General features: G+C 68.9%; 16 protein-coding genes. 6 read left to right on the forward strand and 10 right to left on the reverse strand.

The annotated features are described in order from the left end of the window. The first annotated feature begins 62 nt into the window (after nt 1-62). The 3 genes from BTH_RS08830 to BTH_RS08845 all read left to right on the forward strand — a co-directional run bounded on the left by BTH_RS08830 (nt 63) and on the right by BTH_RS08845 (nt 4,371). Nucleotides 63-1,820, forward strand: coding sequence for an ABC transporter permease (locus BTH_RS08830; protein WP_009897745.1), 1,758 nt, complete (start codon nt 63-65; stop codon nt 1,818-1,820). Then, complete coding sequence (locus BTH_RS08835; RefSeq protein WP_009897747.1) at nt 1,813-2,880, forward strand: ABC transporter ATP-binding protein; 1,068 nt, start codon at nt 1,813-1,815, stop codon at nt 2,878-2,880. Before BTH_RS08830 ends, BTH_RS08835 begins: the two co-directional genes overlap by 8 nt. Before the next feature lie 399 nt (nt 2,881-3,279). Further along, nucleotides 3,280-4,371 carry a porin gene (locus tag BTH_RS08845; protein WP_009897752.1) on the forward strand — a complete coding sequence of 364 codons (1,092 nt, stop codon included), beginning with the start codon at nt 3,280-3,282 and terminating at the stop codon, nt 4,369-4,371. Nucleotides 4,372-4,597: 226 nt separating this feature from the next. Here the strand turns inward: BTH_RS08845 and hpaI are convergent, their stop codons facing one another. The 7 genes from hpaI to BTH_RS08880 all read right to left on the reverse strand — a co-directional run bounded on the left by hpaI (nt 4,598) and on the right by BTH_RS08880 (nt 10,554). Further along, complete coding sequence (hpaI, locus tag BTH_RS08850) at nt 4,598-5,413, reverse strand: 4-hydroxy-2-oxoheptanedioate aldolase (RefSeq protein WP_009897753.1); 816 nt, start codon at nt 5,411-5,413, stop codon at nt 4,598-4,600. Nucleotides 5,414-5,422: 9 nt separating this feature from the next. Continuing rightward, a complete protein-coding gene (gene hpaH, locus BTH_RS08855) occupies nt 5,423-6,226 on the reverse strand; it encodes a 2-oxo-hept-4-ene-1,7-dioate hydratase (protein ID WP_009897755.1) in 804 nt (267 codons plus the stop codon). A gap of 22 nt (nt 6,227-6,248) precedes the next feature. Further along, nucleotides 6,249-6,641, reverse strand: a complete 393-nt coding sequence (locus BTH_RS08860) for a 5-carboxymethyl-2-hydroxymuconate Delta-isomerase (protein WP_009897757.1) — start codon at nt 6,639-6,641, stop codon at nt 6,249-6,251. Nucleotides 6,642-6,698: 57 nt separating this feature from the next. Further along, on the reverse strand, nt 6,699-7,547 hold the full coding sequence (gene hpaD / locus BTH_RS08865) for a 3,4-dihydroxyphenylacetate 2,3-dioxygenase (protein ID WP_009897759.1): 849 nt from the start codon (nt 7,545-7,547) through the stop codon (nt 6,699-6,701). Nucleotides 7,548-7,616: 69 nt separating this feature from the next. Beyond that, nucleotides 7,617-9,080, reverse strand: a complete 1,464-nt coding sequence (hpaE, locus tag BTH_RS08870) for a 5-carboxymethyl-2-hydroxymuconate semialdehyde dehydrogenase (RefSeq protein ID WP_009897760.1) — start codon at nt 9,078-9,080, stop codon at nt 7,617-7,619. 23 nt (nt 9,081-9,103) lie between these two features. Then, nucleotides 9,104-9,868: a fumarylacetoacetate hydrolase family protein gene (locus BTH_RS08875; RefSeq protein WP_009897762.1), complete on the reverse strand. Its 765-nt coding sequence runs from the start codon at nt 9,866-9,868 to the stop codon at nt 9,104-9,106. Continuing rightward, complete coding sequence (locus BTH_RS08880) at nt 9,865-10,554, reverse strand: fumarylacetoacetate hydrolase family protein (protein ID WP_009897763.1); 690 nt, start codon at nt 10,552-10,554, stop codon at nt 9,865-9,867. The genes BTH_RS08875 and BTH_RS08880 overlap by 4 nt, the downstream gene beginning before the upstream one ends. A 165-nt stretch (nt 10,555-10,719) precedes the next feature. Between BTH_RS08880 and hpaR the strand changes: the two genes are divergently transcribed. Then, nucleotides 10,720-11,157, forward strand: coding sequence for a homoprotocatechuate degradation operon regulator HpaR (gene hpaR, locus BTH_RS08885; protein ID WP_009897765.1), 438 nt, complete (start codon nt 10,720-10,722; stop codon nt 11,155-11,157). A gap of 22 nt (nt 11,158-11,179) precedes the next feature. Here hpaR and BTH_RS08890 read toward each other — a convergent pair whose 3' ends face one another. Further along, nucleotides 11,180-12,367, reverse strand: a complete 1,188-nt coding sequence (locus BTH_RS08890) for an SDR family oxidoreductase (RefSeq protein WP_009897766.1) — start codon at nt 12,365-12,367, stop codon at nt 11,180-11,182. A 23-nt stretch (nt 12,368-12,390) separates the two neighbouring features. Then, nucleotides 12,391-13,137 carry a MipA/OmpV family protein gene (locus tag BTH_RS08895; RefSeq protein WP_009897768.1) on the reverse strand — a complete coding sequence of 249 codons (747 nt, stop codon included), beginning with the start codon at nt 13,135-13,137 and terminating at the stop codon, nt 12,391-12,393. 230 nt (nt 13,138-13,367) lie between these two features. Here BTH_RS08895 and bprR point away from each other — a divergent pair, with 230 nt between their 5' ends. Both bprR and BTH_RS08905 read left to right on the forward strand, forming a co-directional pair. Then, nucleotides 13,368-14,090 (forward strand): two-component system response regulator BprR, encoded by a 723-nt coding sequence (gene bprR, locus BTH_RS08900; RefSeq protein ID WP_009897769.1) that lies wholly within the window; start codon nt 13,368-13,370, stop codon nt 14,088-14,090. Continuing rightward, nucleotides 14,091-15,419 carry an ATP-binding protein gene (locus BTH_RS08905; protein ID WP_009897771.1) on the forward strand — a complete coding sequence of 443 codons (1,329 nt, stop codon included), beginning with the start codon at nt 14,091-14,093 and terminating at the stop codon, nt 15,417-15,419. 247 nt (nt 15,420-15,666) lie between these two features. On the opposite strand, the gene BTH_RS08910 is transcribed toward BTH_RS08905, so the two are convergent. Then, entirely contained in the window at nt 15,667-17,070 is a 1,404-nt protein-coding gene (locus BTH_RS08910; protein ID WP_009897773.1) for an LLM class flavin-dependent oxidoreductase, read from the reverse strand. Nucleotides 17,071-17,103 lie beyond the last annotated feature (33 nt).

A 17,103-nucleotide genomic window follows, 5' to 3' on the forward strand; every position in this document is an offset into this window, starting at 1 on the left:
CGAGCCCCTTCCCTTCGCTTTCCTTCTCATTGACGCGGCCCGCGGGCCGCAAGGGCGAACTCATGCTTACAACCAGCACCGGACGATCCGCGCCCGCGCTCGGCGGCGACGCACAGGGCGCGCAGTCGGCGGGCGGACTCCGGCCGCTCGCGGGCATGCTGCGCTGGATCGTCATCGCCGTCCTGACGATCGCCGTCGCGCTGCCGATCGCGTTCATCGTCTTTCAAAGCCTGTTGTCCGCGCCGTTCTTCGACGCGAACAGGACGCTCGGCGTCGAGGGCTTTCGCTTCATCTTCAGCGATCCCGATTTCTGGTCCGCCGTGAAGAACTCGTTCGTCATCGCGGGCGGGATGCTGTTCATCTCGATTCCGCTCGGCGGCATCCTCGCGTTCCTGATGGTGCGCACCGATCTGCCCGGCCGCCGCTGGCTCGAGCCGCTCGTGCTCACGCCCGTGTTCGTGTCGCCGATGGTGCTCGCGTTCGGCTACGTCGTCGCGGCGGGCCCGGTCGGCTTCTACTCGGTGTGGTTCAAGGATCTGTTCGGCGTCGCGTCCGTGCCGTGGAACGTCTACTCGATCCTCGCGATCACGATCATCGTCGGCCTCACGCATGTGCCGCACGTGTATCTGTACGCGTCGGCCGCGCTGCGCAACCTCGGCTCGGACGTCGAGGAAGCCGCGCGCGTCGCGGGCGCGCGGCCGTTTCGCGTCGCGCTCGACGTGAGCCTGCCGATGACGCTGCCCGCACTGCTCTTCTCGGGCGTGCTCGTGTTCTTCCTCGGTTTCGAGGTGTTCGGGCTGCCGCTCGTGCTCGGCGACCCCGAAGGCCACCTCGTGCTCGCGACGTACCTGTACAAGCTGACGAACAAGCTCGGCGTGCCGTCGTATCACCTGATGGCGGCCGTCGCCGTGTGCATCATCGCGATCACGTTCCCGCTCGTGCTGCTGCAGCGCCATCTGCTGAAATCGGCGAACCGCTACGTGACCGTCAAGGGCAAGGCGGGCCGCGCGACCGTGCTGCCGCTGCGCGCGTGGCGCTGGGTCGCGCTCGCGATCGTCGCCGCGTGGCTCGCGCTCACCGTGATCGTGCCGATCTCCGGCATCGTGCTGCGCGCGTTCGTCACGAACTGGGGCGAAGGCGTGCCGCTCGCCGAAGTGCTGACCGTCGCGAACTTCGTCGAGCTGTTCGAGCAGGACAACCTCGTGCGCGCGATCGCCAACACGCTCGGCATCGGCGTGATCGGCGGCGCGCTCGCGATCGGCTTCTATTCGCTCGTCGCGTTCGCGGGCCACCGCCGCCACGACTGGGTCGCGCGCATGCTCGACTACATCGTGCTGCTGCCGCGCGCGGTGCCGGGCCTGCTCGCCGGTCTCGCGTTCCTGTGGATCTTCCTGTTCGTGCCGGGCCTGCGCGAGCTGAAGAACTCGATGTGGAGCATCTGGATCGCGTACACGGTCGTGTGGCTCGCATACGGGATGCGTTTGATCCAGAGCGCGCTGCTGCAGGTCGGCCCCGAACTGGAAGAAGCGGGCCGCAGCGTCGGCGCGACGCGCGCGCGCGTGTCGCTCGACGTGACGCTGCCGCTCGTGCGCTTCGGCCTGCTGGCCGCCTGGCTCTTGATCTTCATGATCTTCGAGCGCGAATACTCGACAGCCGTCTACCTGCTGTCGCCCGGCACCGAGGTGATCGGCGCGCTGCTCGTGTCGCTTTGGGCGACGGGCGCGGTCGACCAGGTCGCCGCGCTGTCCGTCATCAACATCGCAATGGTCGGCGCGGGACTCGCCGTCGCGTTGCGCTTCGGAGTGAAACTGCATGGATAAGCTCATCGTCGACGATCTGCATCTGAGCTACGGCGCGAACCCGATCCTCAAGGGCGTGTCGTTCGAATTGAACGCGGGCGAGGTCGTGTGCCTGCTCGGCGCGTCGGGCAGCGGCAAGACGACGCTGCTGCGCGCGGTCGCGGGGCTCGAGACGCCGTCGAGCGGCCGCATCCGGCTCGACGAACGCACGTTCTTCGACGGCGCGAGCCGCGTCGACCTGCCCGTCGAGGCGCGCTCGCTCGGCCTCGTGTTCCAGTCGTACGCGTTGTGGCCGCACCGCACGGTCGCCGAGAACGTCGGCTACGGGCTCAAGCTGCGCCGCGTCGCGTCGCCCGAGATCAAGCGCCGCGTGCAGACCGCGCTCGACCAGCTCGGCCTCGGCCACCTCGCCGGACGCTATCCGCATCAACTGTCGGGCGGCCAGCAGCAGCGCGTCGCGATCGCGCGCGCGCTCGTCTACAACCCGCCCGTGATCCTGCTCGACGAGCCGCTGTCGAACCTCGACGCGAAGCTGCGCGAGGAAGCGCGCGCGTGGCTGCGCGAGCTGATCGTGTCGCTCGGCTTGTCCGCGCTGTGCGTCACGCACGATCAGGCCGAGGCGATGGCGATGTCGGACCGCATCCTGCTGCTGCGCGACGGCCGCATCGAGCAGGAAGGCGCGCCCGCCGAGCTGTACGGCGCGCCGCGCACGCTGTACACGGCCGAGTTCATGGGCAGCAACAACCGGATCGACGCGCGCGTCGACGCGGTCGACGGCGAGCGCGTGACGCTCGCGGGCGACGGCTGGCGGCTCGCGGCGCGCGCGCGCGCCGCGCTGCGGCACGGCGAGGACGCGCACGCGGTGATTCGCGTCGAGCGCGTGCAGGTTGCGGACGGCCCCGGCGAGAACCGGCTGCCCGCCGAGCTCGTCACGTCGATGTATCTCGGCGATCGCTGGGAGTACCTGTTCCATTGCGGCGAGTTGCGACTGCGCGCGTTCGGCACGGTGCCGCGCGCGGCGGGCCGGCACTGGCTCGAGTTCCCGGCGAACGATTGCTGGGCGTTCGCGAAGGCCGGCTGACCGAGACCGCGCGAGAGCAACGGCGGCGCGTGTCCGGACGACGCGGCGACGCCGGTTCGCGCGGTGCCGGCGCGATGCGGCGCGCGACGCCGCTCGCGAAGGCGAGAGCGAAGGCGAGAGCGATGGCGATGGCGATGGCGATGGCGATGGCGAACGATACGCACGCGCCCATGCCTTCGCGCGAATCCGCCGCGCATGCGCCGTCGTTCGCCGCCCCGGACCGCGAAGCATGAACCCGCTCGCCAGCGCCCGCCCCCGGCCGCCCCGACGACATCCCCTGTAGCACCCCGCAGCAAGCCCGCGCCGGCATCCGCCGGCGCCCCCGGCGCGCGCCCGACGCCTGACGGCTGCGTACGCGCGCCACGTAAAACAACCATCACTCAATTGGAGACACCGAAGATGAAAAAGCACCGCCGCATCGCCGGCACGACTGCGATCTCAGCGGGCCTCGCCACGTGCGCGAGCCTTGCATCCGGCCACGCGCTCGCGCAATCGAGCGTCACGCTGTACGGGATCATGGACGCGGGCATCGAATACGTGAACCATGCGGCGCCCGACGGCGGCGGCGCGTTCCGGATGAAGTCGGGCAACAAGAACACGTCGCGCTGGGGCTTGCGCGGCGTCGAGGATCTCGGCGGCGGCCTGAAGGCCGTGTTCCGGCTCGAAAGCGGGATCGACCTCGCGAACGGCGCGTTCGACGACGGCCCCGACTCGATCTTCGCGCGCCGCGCGACGGTGGGCCTCGCGGGCAAGTGGGGCGAGCTCACGCTCGGGCGCAACTTCACGGTCACGTACGACTACATGCTGCCGTTCGACCCGATGGGCTACTCGCAAAACTACTCGTGGGCGACTTCGTCGACGGCCACGGGCGGCCGCAAGGACGGCCTCTTCACCCGTTCGTCGAACGCGGTCCGTTACGACGGCGCGTACGGCGGCTTGCGCTTCGGCGCGATGTACGGCTTCGGCAACGTGCCGGGCAGCATGAAGACGAGCTCGAAATACGACTTCGCGCTCGGCTACAAGAACGGCCCGTTCGCCGCGGTCGTCACGTTCGATCGCCAGAACGGCGCGGCCGACAGCGTGACGCCCGCGGACCCGGTCAACTATGTGCAGGGCATTCACGCAGGCGTCAGCTACGACTTCGGCCATCTGAAGACGATGGCGGGCTACCGCAACTACCGCCGCACGTATCACACGGCGGCGGCGACGCAACTGAGCGACACGTACTGGCTCGGCGGCTCGTACAACTTCACGCCGGCGTTCTCGCTGACGGGCGCGGTCTATCACGAGAACATCAAGGGCGCCACCGACGCCGATCCGACGCTCGTGTCGCTGCGCGCGCAATACGCGCTATCGAAGCGCACGATGCTGTACGCGGCGGGCGGCTTCGCGATCGCGAAACATGGTCAGAACGTCAGCGTGTCGCGCGACTCGATCGGCTATGCGAGCACGCAGGTCGGCGTGACCGTCGGGATGCAGCAGCGGTTCTGATCGGACGGCGCGGTGCGTCGCGTCGCAGAATCGCGCGCGACGCACCGTGCTGTCGCGAAGCGCGGCGGGCTCACCGCGCATTCAAGCGCCGCAGACGCTCCGCGGCCATGCGCCGGAATCCGCGGATGCGCCTTCATTCGTCATTCACTACTCATTACTCGCACGACGACAGCCGCCGAAGGCGCCGCGCAAGCCGAACATGCCTGCACGCCATGCCCGCTGCGCGTCAATACGTCGCATCGCCCCCGCTCGCGCCCGCCCTCCCGCCGCCGGCCGCCGGCTTGAACTGCGCGGCAAGGCGCTCGGCGCCGCGCGCGAGCAGCGTCGTGTCGACGCCAACCGCGACGAACGTCGCGCCCGCGTCGAGATAACGCCGCGCGGCCGCCGGATCGGCCGACAGGATGCCCGCCGCCTTGCCCGCGGCGACGATCGCGGCGATCGCGCGGTCGATCGCCGCCTGCACGTCAGGATGCGCGGGCTCGCCCAGGTGCCCGAGATCGGCCGCGAGATCGGCGGGCCCGATGAACACGCCGTCGACGCCGTCGACGCGCGCGATCGCGTCGATCGCATCGAGCCCCGCGCGCGTCTCCACTTGCACGAGCACCGCGATCCGCTCGTTCGCGCGCCGCAGGTAATCGTCGACGCGATTCCAGCGCGACGCGCGCGCGAGCGCGCTGCCGACGCCGCGCACGCCGTGCGGCGGATAGCGCGTCGCCGCCACCGCCGCGCGCGCCTCGCCGGCGCTCTGCACCATCGGCACGAGCAGCGTCTGCGCGCCGAGATCGAGCACCTGCTTGACGGCCACCGCGTCGTTCCACGGCACGCGCACGACGGGATGCGACGGATACGCGGCGATCGCCTGCAACTGCGCGAGGATCGTCGGCACCGTGTTCGGCGCGTGCTCGCCGTCGATCAGCAGCCAGTCGAAGCCCGCGCCCGCGACGACCTCCGCCGCATAAGGATTCGCGAGCCCGAGCCACAGCCCGATCTGCGCCTGCCCGCGCGCGAGCGCGGCCTTGAACGTATTCTCAGGAATGCGCATCGTTGACCGTCATTCGAAGTGGCAATGAATCGCGCCGAGCGGGCCGTAATCGACGTTGAACGTGTCGCCGCTCTTCGCCGCGCACGGCCGCGTGAACGAGCCGCCGAGAATGATCTCGCCCGCGTCGAGCGACACGTCGAAGCGCGCGAGCCGGTTCGCGAGCCACGCGACGCCGTTCGCCGGATGATTCAGCACGCCCGCCGCGACGCCCGTCTCCTCGACGACGCCATTGCGCGACATGATCGCCGCGACCCAGCGCAAATCGACGTCCATCGGCCGCACGGGCCGCCCGCCGAGCACGACGCCCGCGTTCGCCGCGTTGTCGGCGATCGTGTCGAACACCTTGCGCGGGCGCTTCGTGTCCGGATCGATCGACTGGCTGCGCGCATCGATGATCTCGAGCGCGGGCACCACGTAGTCGACCGCGTCGTACACGTCGAACACCGTGCAGTCCGGCCCCCTGAGCGGCTTGCCGAGCACGAACGCAAGCTCGACCTCGACGCGCGGCACGATGAAGCGGTGCGTCGGAATCGTCGCGCCGTCCTCGAAGAACATGTCGTCGAGCAGCGCGCCGAAGTCGGGCTCGTCGATCTGCGACGAATACTGCATCGCCTTCGACGTGAGGCCGATCTTGTGCCCTTTCATCACGCGGCCCTCGGCGAGCTTCATGTCGACCCACGTGCGCTGGATCGCGTACGCGTCGTCGATCGTGATCTCCGGGTAGTCGAGCGAGATCTGGCGGATCTGCTTGCGCTCGCGCTCCGCGGTGTGCAGCCGGCGGGCGAGCAACTGGATGGTGGCGGAATCTAGCATGGTCGTCGTTGTCGGGGTGGGGTCACGCGCCGCGCCTGTAGCGCGCGTGAATGTTGTTGTGCTTGTACGAGCCCGTCTCGCTGAACTCGGCGAGCTCCATCGAGAGCGCGAGATAGCGCCGTTCGTAGAGCGCCGCGAAATGCGCCTTGATCGCGTCGAATAGCGCGTCGCACGCGGCCTTCTTCGTCGCGTCGTCGCGGCCCGAGCCGATCTTCAGCGTCACGTGCACGAACGCGTCGTCGGCTGTGCCGTCCGCGACGCAGTAATCCTGCAGCTCGATCGCGCGCGAGCGGATGCCGCCCGTCGGGAACACGCCGCCCTGCGCGATCAGCGTCTCGTTGATCGTTTTGAGCAGCACGGGAATCCGCGCGTCGTCACGAATGTTCGCGGTGTATTCGACGATGATGTGAGGCATGTGGCTCTCCGTTGTTCCGAGGATTGCGCGGGCGTTCGAAGCGAACCGCCGCGCGGCTCACGGCAGCGGGAAGATCGCGTTGATCTGCCCCGTGCCCGAGCTCGCGAAGTAGTCGGTCACGATCTCGACCGGCTTGTCGTAGCGGTCCCAGCCGAGCAGGCCGAGCAGCATCGCGGTGTCGTGCATGCCGCCTTCGCCGTGGCAGTGCTCGTTGTACTCGGGCAGCATCTTGCAGAACGTCGCGAAATCGCCCTGCTTCCACAGCTCGACCACGCGCAGGTCGACCTGCCTGTAAAACTCGCGGCTGATCATGTGGATCGCCTCTTCGGGGCTGCCGTTGTCGTTGAAGCGGTGCGACAGCGAGCCGCTCGCGAAAAACGCGACGTTCGCGTCGCTCGCCTCGATCGCGTGCCTGAGCGCCTCGCCGAAGCGCCGGCTCTCGTCGAGCGAGTGCCACATGCACCAGCCGGCGATCGACACGACCTTGAAGTGCTGATCGGCGTTCATGTAGCGCATCGGCACGAGCGTGCCGTACTCGAGCTCGAGGCTGTCGATCTCGTGCGCGCGCGTGCCGATCCCGCGCTCGTTCGCGCTCGCCGCGATCAGATGGCCGAGCGCCGGATTGCCCGGGTATTCGTAGCGCATGTCGCGGATGAAATGCGGCAGTTCGTTGCTCGTGTAGACGCCCGCGAAATGCCCGTTGCAGTTCACGTGATAGCCCGCGTTGACGAGCCAGTGCGTATCGGCGACGACGATCGTGTCGACGCCGAGCGCGCGGCAGCGCTCGCCGATCGCCTGATGGCCGCGGATCGCCTCCGCGCGGCAGCCGTGATGCCGGCCCGGCAATTCGGACAGATACATCGACGGCACGTGCGTGATCTTCGCGGCGAGTGACAGCTTTCCCATCATGAGTCTCCTGCCGCGTCGCCGGCCGACAGCCCCGGCGCGCGGCGTATCGTTCGTGTTCGGCGGGCCTCACACGCCCCAGCGGGGAATGTGATGGCCACCCATCGAGATGCACACGTTCTTGATCTCGGCGAACACCTCGAAGCTGTATTCGCCGCCTTCGCGGCCGGTGCCCGATTCCTTCACGCCGCCGAACGGCTGGCGCAGGTCACGCACGTTGTGGCTGTTGACGAACACCATGCCCGCCTCGATCCCGCGCGCGAGCCGGTGCGCGCGGCGGACGTCCTGCGTCCACAGGTACGACGCGAGGCCGTACGACGTGTCGTTCGCGAGACGCAGCCCGTCCTCCTCGCCGTCGAATGGAATCAGGCACGCCACCGGCCCGAAGATCTCCTCCTGCGCGATCCGCATCCGGTTGTCGACGTCGGCGAACGCGGTCGGCCGCACGAAGTTGCCGTTCGCGAGATGCGCGGGAAGATTCGCCGGCTTGTCCGGGCCGCCCGCCACGAGCCGCGCGCCCTCCTCGATGCCGAGCCGGATGTAGCCCGTCACCTTCTCCCAATGCGCGCGCGTGATCATCGAGCCTACCTGCGTGCTCTCGTCGGCCGGATCGCCGACGATCAGGTTGTTCGCGCGGCGCGCGAACTCGGCGACGAACTTGTCGTAGATCGTCCGCTGCACGAAGATCCGCGAGCCCGCGGTGCAGCGCTCGCCGTTGATCGAGAAGATCGTGAAGAGCGACGCGTCGAGCGCTCGGTCGAAATCCGCATCGTCGAAGATCAGCACGGGCGACTTGCCGCCCAGCTCCATCGAATATTTCTTCAGGCCCGCGCGCTCCATGATCCGCTTGCCCGTCACGGTGCCGCCCGTAAACGACACCGCGCGCACGTCCGGATGCCGCACGAGCGCGTCGCCCGCCGTCGCGCCGTAGCCCTGCACGACGTTCAGCACGCCCGCCGGAATGCCCGCCTCGAGCGCGAGGCGGCCGAGCTGGTCGGCCGTGAGCGGCGAGAGTTCGGACATCTTCAGCACCGCAGTGTTGCCGAGCGCGAGACACGGCGCGGTCTTCCACGTCGCGGTCATGAACGGCACGTTCCACGGCGACACGAGCGCGCACACGCCGACCGGCTGGTACAGCGTGTAGTTCAGCATCTGGTCGTCGACCGGATAGCTGCGGCCGTTCATCTGCGTGCACACTTCGGCGAAGAAATGGAAGTTCTCCGACGCGCGCGGAATCAACTGCTTCTTCGTCTGCGAGATCGGCAGACCGGTGTCCTGCGTCTCCAGATCGGCGAGCGCCGGCACGTTGCGCTCGATCAGCTCGCCGAGCTTGCGCATCAGCTTCGCGCGCTCCTTCGCCGGCGTGTTCGCCCATTTCGGAAACGCGTCCTTCGCGGCGCGCACCGCCGCGTCGATTTCCTGCGCGCCGCCCGACGCGACCTCGGCGATCGGCTCGCCCGTCGCCGGATTGAACGTCGTGAACGTTTCCCGGCTGTCGACTTCGCGCCCGCCGATCCAGTGCTTGATGCCCATGCGTCTCTCCTTGTGCGGCGGCGTCAGCCGGCGCGATAGTAATCCGCTTCGCCGACGATCGTGTTGACGAGCCGGCCGATCCCCTCGATCTCGGTCACGACCTCGTCGCCCGGCTTCGTGTCGGCGAGCCCTTCGGGTGTGCCGGTCAGGATCAGGTCACCCGGCGAGAGGGTCATGAATCCGCTGATGTATTCGATCAGCGACGCGACGTCGAAGATCATGTCGCGCGTGTTGCCGCGCTGCGTCTCGACGCCGTTGACCGTCGTGCGCAGCGCGAGATTCGACGCGTCGCCGATCTCGTCGCGGCTCACGAGCCACGGGCCGAGCGGCGTGCACGTGTCGCGGTTCTTCACGCGCAGGTTCGGTCGGTAAAAATTCTCCAGATAATCGCGGATCGCGTAATCGTTGCCGATCGTGTAGCCGAGCACGTGGTCGAGCGCCCGCGCGCGCGTGACGCGCCGCGCCTCGCGGCCGATCACGACCGCGAGCTCGCACTCGTAATGCATGTGCGTCGCGTCGGCGGGCCGCACCGTCTGCGCGCGGTGGCCGACGAACGTGTTCGGCCCTTTCAGGAAGATGAGCGGCTCGGCGGGCGCGCTGAACGCGAGCTCCTTCGCGTGATCGGCATAGTTCAGGCCGAGAGCGAACGCCGTGCGCGGCGCGACGGGCGGCAGCCACGAGACTTCCGTCTCGGCGAGCACACGCCCGGTATCGAGCCGCACGAGAGCGTCGCCCGCCGGTTCGGCCGCATGCAGCGCGCCGTTGAACACTACGCGTGCGGTCTTCATCGCGCGCCCTCCGCAATCAGCGTGTGACGCAGCGTGCCGATGCCCGGCGCGTCGATCTCGATCGTGCTGCCCGCCGCCGCGCGCGGCGCATTCGGCCCGACGCCGACGAGCAGCACGTCGCCGGCGTCGAACGACATGAACGCCGAGACATCGGCGATCAGCCGCGCGACCGGACGGATCAGGTTCGCGGTGCTCGCCTCGTAGCGACGCTCGCCGTCGACGCGCACCGTCACCGGGAGCGCGTCGGGATCGCCGATGCTTGCGCGCGCAACGATCGCCGGCCCGAGCGGGCAAAAGCCGTCGCGGCACTTGAAGCGCACCGCCGGCCGGTAATAATCAGGATGCGGAATCGACACGTCGCTTGCAAGCGTAAAACCTTTAACAAAATCAAACGCCTGTTCGGCCGACACGCGCGTCGCGCGACGGGCGAACACGACGCCGAGCGACGCGCCGATCTCGAGCGCGTCGACACCGGCCGGCACGACGACGGCCGCGCCGTCGCCCGCATGCGTGTTCGCGGGCTTCACGTACAGCACGGGCGCCTGCGGCGGCTGGCGATACGGCGGCGCGTGCACCGCGTCGCCCAGCGCCGCAAGCGCGCCGCGATCGTTGAGCAGCGCGCCGTAGACGGTGCCGATCGGCACCGTCGCGACGGGCGCGCCGTGTTCGGCGAGAGACAGCTCCATGCGACTCATCCTCCGCCGCGTCATGCGGCCAGGTCAATTACTTAACATATTAACTACAGCACGCGAAAAGAACAACCGCGATAACCCTGATAACCCTGATAAGGCGGTCCCCGGTGATTTTCGCCCTGCTAAGATGAGCGGATCAACTGCTCTTCCAGGAACCTCATGAATCGTACGTTCGATCACCGCAATCTGGCCATGCTGCTGCTCGAGGCCCGCGAAACGTTGATGGGCCGGTTCCGGCCGATCCTGAAGGAATTTTCGCTGACGGAACAGCAATGGCGGATCATTCGCGTACTGGACGGCGAACCGTCTCATGAGCTCGAAGCCGGACAGATCGCGAAGCGTTGCAGCATCCTGAGCCCGAGCCTCACGGGCGTGCTGGAGAGAATGGAGCGCGACGGCCTGATCCGCCGCACGCGCGCGCAGGAGGATCAACGCAGGCTGATCGTCAGCCTGACGCCGCAGAGCCGTCAACTCGTCGCGCAAATCAGTCCGCGCATTGACGAGCAGTATCGGCTCATCGAGCAGCGCTTCGGCGCGGATGCGCTCGGTGAGGTGTACGCGGCGCTCGACAAGCTGATCGAAGTCGGCGGCTCGTGACGCGCGGCCGCCGCGCGCGCATTCAGCGGGCCGCCGTCCTCGGCATTTGCGCGAGCACGTCGACGCCGCGCGACGTGCGCATGCACTCGTTCACGTAATCGACGAACGGCAGCGGCTCGAAGTCGATCTCGCGGCGCACGCGCGCATTGTCGAACACGTGGTCGAGCTCGGCGAACACCGCGTAAGACTGCAACGCGCGCCGGATCACGCGCTCGCGCGCGGCGTCGCGGCGGCCGAGCACGTCGCGCGCGATCGCCCCGAAATCGGCGGACGAGCACGTCGCGTAGCGCGGCTCGTCGTCGAGGCCCACCGCCTCGTCCATCGCGCGCACGATCTGCGTGACGGTCGGCGCTTCGTCGCCCGCCGATACGTGGTACGTATCGTGCGCGAGCGACGGCTTGAGCGCGAGCAGCATCAGCGCGCGCGCGCAATCGTCGACGGCGATCACGTCCACGCGCGTCATCGGCCGCGCGGTGAAGCGGCGCGCCGCGTGAACGATCCGGAACATCCAGAACGTGCTCGCCGACGGCTGCGTGCCGAGCAGCGTGTGCCCGACGACGCACGACGGCCGCACGACGACGAGCGGCAGGCCGAGCGCGCGCAGCTGCGTTTCCGCGTCGCGCTTGCCGCGCGTATAGGGCGCGAGATCGACCGCGCGGCCGCGCGGCGGCGCGTCGTCCTCGCGAATCACGCCGCGGGCCCGAATTCCGCACGCGAACGCCGCGCCGACGTGCACGAAGCGCTGCAGCCGCCGGCTGCCCGCGAAGCGGCGCGCAAAGTGCAGCGTCGCGTCGACGTTCGTCTCGTTGACGACGCTTGCGTCGGCGAGCGACGCGACGCCCGCGCAATGGATCACGTGCGATGCGAGCGCGATGCGCGCCGCGTCCGCATCGGCGAGCGCGCCGTCGAGCTCGCCCGCGATCACGTTCGCCTCGGTCAGCCGCTCGGCCCAGTACGGCGCGAGCCCGCTCTTGAGCGCCGCCGCGCGCAGCCGCACGAGCGCGTGCGCGCGGTCGCACGCGCGCACGATGCACACGACGCGATCGAGCAGCCCGGCGTTCACGAGCGACACGAGCACCGCGCCGCCGATGAAGCCGGTCGCTCCGGTGAGCACGATCCGGTCGGCGTGCGCAGCCGCGGCGGGCGCGCTCGCGGGCGACACGAGGCCGGCCCGCCAGGTGAGCGAAAGCGCGGTTTTCCAGATCAGCACGATGGGCACCTCCTTCTTCAGAATCAGAAACGATAGGTCAGCGAAGACAGCCCGAAATAGTTGGCCTTCTGCTGCACGATCGGACTGTTCCCGTAGCGGCCGAGCAGACGCGTGAGCCCAAGCGTCGTGTCCACCGACCAGTGCTTCGAGAACTTGTAGGTCCATGCGACCGACATCGACGCGCTGTCGATGCCGCCCTTCGTCGAATACGGCGCGAAGCGGGTCGCGGCCGCCTGCGCGTCGGTGACGCCGTAGAACGTCTGCGTGTAGCGGCCGGACGCCGCGTGCACCGAGCCCGTCACGACGACTTCGTGACGCCCGGCGCTGTACACGGGCACCGCGAGGTCGACGTGTCCGGACACGCCGCGCGACGTATGCGTGACGGGCGTGTCGACAGTCACGCTCAGCATGCTGCCGCCGTACAGCGCGACGCCCGCCTGCACGGCGACGACCACCGAGCCCGGCACGTTGCCCATCCCCTTCAGGTAGTTCGAGCCCGGCCGGTCGAAGCGGTTCTCGTCCGCGCGGCCGTCGCTGTAGCCCACCGCCGCCGCGACGAACGCGTTGCCCGGCAGCTTCAGCCGGTAGCCGACGCCGCCGAGCGCGCCGATGAAGATGCCGTTGTCGAACTCGGCGGAAAACGACGGCGCGACGACGCCGCGATACTGGTTGCTGCCGGCATAGCGCGGCACGAAGCCGCCGCCGATCGACAGCGTGTAGACGTTTTCCGCATGCGCGAGCGCTGCGGACATGAAGCCCGCGATCGGCACGCAATACCGAAGGGCGTGAATGGATGAGCGCACAATATCGAGATAGAGTCGGGGAGTCCGCAGTCTAGGTTCGTGCGCCCGGCGAATCTGTCCCGAATGTTTCGGGAATATGTGCGGATTTGTGTCCGATTGTCCGTGATTGTTGCGGCCGCCCCCGGCATGCGGCACGTGCGGCTAGAATGCGCGTGCCCTGCCCGCGCTCGCGCGTGCAGAACCATTCCGAGGAGACCATGAACGAAGTGCCGCTCAAATACCGGGTGCTGCTGATCGAAGACGACGACCGCCTCGCGCAACTGATCCGCGAGTATCTCGACAGCTACGAATTCTCGGTGACCGTGGTCCGGCGCGGTGACCTCGCCGTCGGGGCCGTGCGCGAGCATCAGCCCGCGCTCGTGATTCTCGACCTGATGCTGCCGCATCTCGACGGCATGGAAGTCTGCCGCCGGATTCGCGGGTTCTCGAACGTGCCGGTGCTGATCCTGACCGCGCGCTCGGACGTCTACGATCAAGTGGCCGGCCTCGAGACAGGCGCCGACGACTACGTGACGAAGCCGATCGAGCCGCGCGTGCTCGTCGCGCGCGCCCGCGCGCTGCTGCGCCGCGTGCAGCCGGGCGCGCCCGTCGATTCGCCCGCGAGCGAGGCGCTCGTGTTCGGCGAGCTGACGATCTCGCCGCCGAACCGCACGGTCACCTGGCGAGGCGAGCCCGTCGACCTGAAGACGGCCGAGTTCAACCTGCTGTTGATCCTCGCGCGCTCGGCAGGCACCGTGCTGAGCCGCGACGACATCCTCAAGCAGTTGCGCGGCATCGAGTTCGACGGCCTCGACCGCTCGGTCGACTCGGGCATCTCGAAGCTGCGGCGCCGGTTCGAGGATGCGTCGTCCGAGCCGCACAAGATCAAGACGATCTGGGGCCGCGGCTATCTGTTCAGCCCGTCCGCGTGGGACGATTGAATGCTGCGCTCGCTCATCAGGCTGTATCTGGTCGTGGTCGTCTGCGCCGCCGCGGCGATCGTCTTCATCAACACGTCGTTCACGCGCTTCTTCTACGAGCGGGTGTCGAGCGCCGCGCGCGAGACGCTCAGCACGTACGCGTTCGTGCTGAACGACTATCTCGAACGCCATCCGGGCGCGTCGCGACAAGGCGCGCTGCGCGAGCTCGCAAAGCACGGCAACGAGGGCTTCGGCTTCATGTCGATCGACGACGCGCGCAAGCTGCTGAGCGCCGAGCAGCGGCGCGATCTCGATCGCGGCGAGATCGCGATCAGCTACGACGGCAAGGATTACTTCATGCCGCTCGTCGACGGCTCCGTGCTGCATGCGCGCCCGGACGAGCCGCCTAGCCTCGACATCCAGATCTACGCGTACCTGACCGTCGCGCTCGCGACGCTGCTCGCCGTCGCGCTGTGGATTCACTATCACTGGCGCGACCTGCGCAAGCTCGAGGCGGCCGCGCGTGCGTTCGGCAACGGCCGGCTGTCGACGCGCGCCGAGCTGTCGCGCAAATCGAACGTCTACGAGCTGTCGCAGCAATTCAACGACATGGCAAAACGGATCGAGGCATCGATCCAGCAGCAGCGCGAGATGATGCACGGCATCTCGCACGAGCTGAAGACGCCGCTCGCGCGTCTCGAGTTCGGCCTTGCGCTGCTCGCGTCGCCGGATGGCGCCGAGCGCATGCAGGAGCGGCAGGAGGCGCTGCGCCGCGACGTGCGCGAGCTCGACGAGCTCGTGACCGAGCTGCTGACGATCGGCCGGCTCGAACAGGGCGAGCGGCACCTCGTGCTGATGCAGGTGATGGTGGCGGAGCTGATCGACAGCGTCGCCGCGAGCGTCGCGCACGACATCGCCGATCGCCGGCTCACGCTCGACGTGTCGACGCTCGGCGCGCCCGCGTGCCACGTGTGCGACGCGAAGCTCGTCGCACGCGCGCTGCTGAACCTGATCCGCAACGGCATGCGCTACGCGTCGACGACGATCTCGCTGCGGGCGTCGCTCGGCGATGCGGGCGCGCTCGTGCTGACTGTCGACGATGACGGCCCCGGCGTTCCGGCGACCGACCGCGACCGCGTGTTCGAGCCGTTCCACCGGCTCGATTCGAGCCGCGACCGGCTGACGGGCGGCTTCGGCCTGGGCCTCACGATCGTGCGGCGCGTCGCGCTCGCGCATGGCGGCGACGTGCGGCTCGACGACGCGCCGCTCGGCGGCGCGCGCTTCGTGATCACGCTGCCCGCGCACGACGCGCCCGCCCGCGAGCCCAAGGCGCTGAACGCGGCGGCGTGAGGCAACGCGGGCGCTTGCCGGCTTCGGCCGCTTCGGCGGCCTCTGCGGCCTCTGCGGCCTCTGCGATTCCTGCTGTCTCGGCGGATTCGGCGATGGGCACGGACACGCGCGCCGCACAGCGCACGCCGGCGCGCCGTCGAGCCTCGAATCGACGTTCGGCACGGCGCGCCCGCGCCGCCGCATCGAATCGCCGCCGAACGGCGGCGCCGCCGAACGGCGGCGCCGCCGCCTTTTCGCCTTTTCGCCTTCACGCCCCCGTCGCGATCCGCTCGGCCGCCGCGTGCTCGCCGCCGGCGCGATAGCGCGCGGCCGGATGCGGCGCGGCGAGCCGCGGCCCCGCGCGATGCAGCTTCTCGCGCAGCGTGCCCGGCGCGTAGTCGGTCTGATAGGCGCCGCGCCGCTGCAGCTCCGGCACGACGTGCTCGACGACGTCGACGAACGTCTCCGGCGTCACCGCGTACGCAAGGTTGAAGCCGTCGACGCCGGTTTCGGCGACCCACGATTGCAGATCGTTGGCGATCTCGCGCGCGTCGCCCACCGACACCGGCCCGAGCCCGCCGATCCCGCCCCAGCGCGCGATCTCGCGCACGGTCCACTTGCGCGTCGGGTCCGCGCTCGACAGCGCCTCGACGGCCGACTGAATCGCATTGCTCTCGACGTGCTCGAGCGGTGCGTCGAGATCGTATTTCGACAGATCGATCCCGGTCCAGCCGGACATCAGCGCGAGCGCGCCCTCGTCGCTCGCGTAGCGGCGATAGTCGGCGTGCTTCGCGTGCGCGTCGGCCGACGTGCGGCCCGTGATCACCGTGTGCAGGTTGAAGATCAGCACGTCGTGCGGATCTCGGCCGAAGCGCTTCACGCGCTCGCGGATGTCGGCGACGAACGCCTTCAGGATCGTGCGCGACGGCGCCGCGACGAAGATGCACTCCGCGTGCTGCGCGGCGAAATCCTTGCCGCGCCGGGATGCGCCCGCCTGATAGAGCACCGGCGTACGCTGCGGCGACGGCTCGCACAGATGAATGCCCGGTACGTCGTAGTAGCGGCCGCGATGGCCGACCGGATGCACCTTCGAAGGCTCGGCGAACACATGGCGCGCGGCGTCGCGCACGATCGCGCCGTCCTCCCACGAGCCTTCCCACAGCTTGTAGCAGACCTCGAGATATTCGTCGGCGATCGCGTAGCGCTCGTCGTGATTCGCCTGCTGCGGCAGTCCGAGGTTGCGCGCGGCGCTGTCGAGGTACGACGTCACGACGTTCCAGCCGACGCGCCCGCCCGTCAGATGATCGAGCGTCGACATGCGCCGCGCGAACGGATACGGATGCTCGTACGACAGCGAGCACGTCACGCCGAAGCCGAGATGCCGCGTCACGGCCGCCATCGCGGACACGAGCAGGATCGGATCGTTGACGGGCACCTGCGCGCCCTGCCGGATCGCCGCTTCGCCGCTGCCCTGATAGACGTCGTAGATGCCGAGCACGTCCGCGATGAACAGGCCGTCGAACTTGCCGCGCTCGAGCAGTTGCGCGAGCCCGGTCCAGTAGCTCAACTCGCGATAGCGCCACGACTCGTCGCGCGGATGCGCCCAGAGCCCCGGCGACTGATGGCCGACGCAGTTCATGTCGAAGGCGTTGAAACGGATCTGTCGAGTCATGGTGAGGCGTTCTCTCGATTCGGTCGATGCGTG

Origin of the sequence: Burkholderia thailandensis E264 (genome assembly GCF_000012365.1) — a bacterium.
In the GTDB taxonomy this organism is placed as follows: domain Bacteria; phylum Pseudomonadota; class Gammaproteobacteria; order Burkholderiales; family Burkholderiaceae; genus Burkholderia; species Burkholderia thailandensis.

Coding starts and splice junctions, on each gene's coding strand:
- BTH_RS08830 (WP_009897745.1), top strand. CDS start 63: ATGCTTACAACCAGCACCGGACGATCCGCGCCCGCGCTCGGCGGCGAC.
- BTH_RS08835 (WP_009897747.1), top strand. CDS start 1,813: ATGGATAAGCTCATCGTCGACGATCTGCATCTGAGCTACGGCGCGAAC.
- BTH_RS08845 (WP_009897752.1), top strand. CDS start 3,280: ATGAAAAAGCACCGCCGCATCGCCGGCACGACTGCGATCTCAGCGGGC.
- hpaI (WP_009897753.1), bottom strand. CDS start 5,413: ATGCGCATTCCTGAGAATACGTTCAAGGCCGCGCTCGCGCGCGGGCAG.
- hpaH (WP_009897755.1), bottom strand. CDS start 6,226: ATGCTAGATTCCGCCACCATCCAGTTGCTCGCCCGCCGGCTGCACACC.
- BTH_RS08860 (WP_009897757.1), bottom strand. CDS start 6,641: ATGCCTCACATCATCGTCGAATACACCGCGAACATTCGTGACGACGCG.
- hpaD (WP_009897759.1), bottom strand. CDS start 7,547: ATGGGAAAGCTGTCACTCGCCGCGAAGATCACGCACGTGCCGTCGATG.
- hpaE (WP_009897760.1), bottom strand. CDS start 9,080: ATGGGCATCAAGCACTGGATCGGCGGGCGCGAAGTCGACAGCCGGGAA.
- BTH_RS08875 (WP_009897762.1), bottom strand. CDS start 9,868: ATGAAGACCGCACGCGTAGTGTTCAACGGCGCGCTGCATGCGGCCGAA.
- BTH_RS08880 (WP_009897763.1), bottom strand. CDS start 10,554: ATGGAGCTGTCTCTCGCCGAACACGGCGCGCCCGTCGCGACGGTGCCG.
- hpaR (WP_009897765.1), top strand. CDS start 10,720: ATGAATCGTACGTTCGATCACCGCAATCTGGCCATGCTGCTGCTCGAG.
- bprR (WP_009897769.1), top strand. CDS start 13,368: ATGAACGAAGTGCCGCTCAAATACCGGGTGCTGCTGATCGAAGACGAC.
- BTH_RS08905 (WP_009897771.1), top strand. CDS start 14,091: ATGCTGCGCTCGCTCATCAGGCTGTATCTGGTCGTGGTCGTCTGCGCC.
- BTH_RS08910 (WP_009897773.1), bottom strand. CDS start 17,070: ATGACTCGACAGATCCGTTTCAACGCCTTCGACATGAACTGCGTCGGC.